This window comes from Rhizobacter sp. P3_B12, assembly GCF_056402895.1.
This window is the reverse complement of sequence record NZ_JBFUGN010000972.1, coordinates 1-2,291: the sequence shown is the minus strand read 5'-3', so window position 1 is coordinate 2,291 and position 2,291 is coordinate 1. Positions and strand designations below refer to the sequence as shown.

General features: G+C 71.3%; 2 protein-coding genes and 1 pseudogene. All 3 read right to left on the bottom strand.

The genetic code is table 11. From position 1 onward, the window contains the following. The coding region (locus tag AC1D01_RS30880; protein ID WP_477873245.1) for an alkaline phosphatase at positions 1 to 902 on the bottom strand (902 nt) is incomplete at its 3' end. Continuing rightward, on the bottom strand, positions 899 to 1,384 hold the full coding sequence (locus AC1D01_RS30875) for a hypothetical protein (protein ID WP_477873243.1): 486 nt from the start codon (positions 1,382 to 1,384) through the stop codon (positions 899 to 901). The genes AC1D01_RS30880 and AC1D01_RS30875, both read right to left, overlap by 4 nt. An 83-nt stretch (positions 1,385 to 1,467) precedes the next feature. Beyond that, positions 1,468 to 2,291: pseudogene (locus AC1D01_RS30870) on the bottom strand (hypothetical protein); the annotation flags it as partial.

Genomic DNA, 2,291 nt, shown 5'->3' with positions numbered 1-2,291 from the left:
CCCATCAGCACCGACAGGCCGGTCAGCCCGCGGTCGTCGAGGAACTGGTCGACGATGCCGGTGCCGTTGCCGCGGTTCGAGGTGTGCACCGCGTTGGCGGCCGGCGTCGCATCGAACACGTCGGCGGTGGTCACGATGCCCAGCGCCTTGCCCTGGGTGCGGTGCAGGTACTCCGACAGGTACTCGACGCGCGGGTTGTCGAACGCGTCGGCGGTGTCGTCGGGGAACACGCCTTCCTGGTTGTTCGCGGCCTTGTTCCCGGTCACGTAGTTCGACATGCCGGGCGACGAGTCGGTGACGATCGCGTCGAGCGACGAGGTCATCACCATGCCGGTGTTCGGGAAGGTGTCCATCGCGAGCGCCGCATGCGCCTTGCCCTGCGCATAGCCCTTGGCCATGATGCGCGCCGCGGTGCGGTGGGCCGCGCCCATGCCGTCGCCGAGCAGGATGATGATGTTCTTCGCCTTGCGGCCCGCGCCGGTCAGCGCGACGACCTCGAAGTTGCCGGTGGCGCTGACGCGCTGGCCGTCGCTCTGCGTCGCGTTGACGGTCAGCTTGTGGATGCCGGGTTTCGCGTTGGAGTAGGCGCGCTGCGAGACGACGGCCGCGTTGCTGCCGGCCGGCAGGCTCAGGCCGGTCGTCACGACGCTGGTGACGGCCGAGGCCGGCTTCAGCACCACGCCGTCGACCGCGAACTCGAACGCGGCGAGCGTGGTGCCGGCGTCCAGCCGCACGGTGGCCTGCAGGTCGAAGCGCTGGCCGGGCAGGAAGCGCGCGATCACCGGCGGGTTCGGGTCGTTCGACGTGAACAGTTCGCTCGGCGGCACGAGGCGCGTGACATTCGGCGCGGCCTGGGCGGCGGCAGCGGCGAGCAGGAGGGCGGCAACGGCGAGGCGGTTCATTTCGGGGACTCCAGGAGAACGGATGCGGATTCGGGGTCGAGCACGAGGCGCACGAACGAGGCGCGGCCGTCGGCCTCGCGTTGCGCGCCGACCTGCAGCGTGCCGGTCAGCGAGACGAGGCCGGGGCGGTACGAGATGGTCCGCGCAGCGAGCGGGCCGGCCAGGTGCAGGTAGAGCGTGGAGGCGGGCAGGTCGTCGGCGAAGCTCTCGTCCTCGTCGCCGAGCGAGACGGGCAGCGGCGTCAGCAGCGCGATGCCGGGGGCGGCGGTCGCAGCATCCTGGTGCGCCAGGTAGCCGGTGATGCGCACCGGCTGGCCGTCGAGCGACAGCAGGCGCGCGCTGGGCGCGAGGCCGCGTGGCCCGACCGGCAGCTGGAAGAACTCGCGGAACTTCAGATCGGCAGGCACGGGCCCGGCCTGGGCCGCGACAGAACCCAGCAGCGTGGCCGCACACAGCAGCCACGCCTTCCAACGACGACGCATGGGTCTCCCTCCACGACTCCCCGAGCTGCCAGATGATCGCGGGGCGCCATGACAGGGGCGTGACGTTGGCTCAATACCTCGCCTCAATAGTTCAGCAGCACGACCTCGTCGACGAAGGCGGTGTTGTCGCCGGTGGTGTTCTGGCCCGCGAAACGCAGCGTGTGCGCGCCGGCACCGAGCGCGATCGGCGGGGTCGTGAACGACTCGAACTGCGTCGACCCCGGCGTGAAGCTGCCCAGCAGGTTGCCGTCGAGGTAGACGCCGAGGGCCTGCACGCCGCCGAAGCTCCAACCCCGCCGCGCCGCCTTGAAACGCACCGCGTACCGCCCCGCCGACAGGTCGGCCAGGCCCTGGCTCATCGCCCCACCGCTTTGCACGAAGGCCGTCTGCAGGCCCTCCGGCGCGGCCGCCGCRCCGAACGCGCTGCCGTTCTTCTGCAGGCCCGAGCCGCTGGTGCCGCTCTCCGGCGAGAAGGTCCAGGCCGCGTTCGCCGCGCCGTACTGCACGCCGTTGCCCGTCGCCACCCCCGGCGACTCGAAGCCCGGGTTCTGCGGCAGGATGCCCACCCAGCAGCGCTTGGCCACCCCGACGATCGGGTCGACAAAGGTCGCGTTGTCGCAGGCCACCGGGCCGCTGCGCGTCAGCAAGCGGTACGACGACTGTGCGCCGTAGGCCACGGTCCGCGTGCGGTCGAAGCTGCAGCTCTGGCCCTCCAATGCGCACGGCGCCCAGATGCCGATCGCCGGCGGCCGCTCGGTGTCGCTCAGCTCGCAGTGCTTCACGACGTTCGGCACCGGGTCGCCGAAGGTCGCGTTGTTGCAGTCGACGCTGCCGTTGAAGCTGCCGTAGACGAAGCTGCTGCCGCTGCCGTAGCGCACGCCGCGCACGCCTTCGAAGAGGCACTGCC

Bases quoted from the DNA above. Each gene is read 5' to 3' on its own strand.
- AC1D01_RS30875 (WP_477873243.1), bottom strand. From the start codon at position 1,384: ATGCGTCGTCGTTGGAAGGCGTGGCTGCTGTGTGCGGCCACGCTGCTG.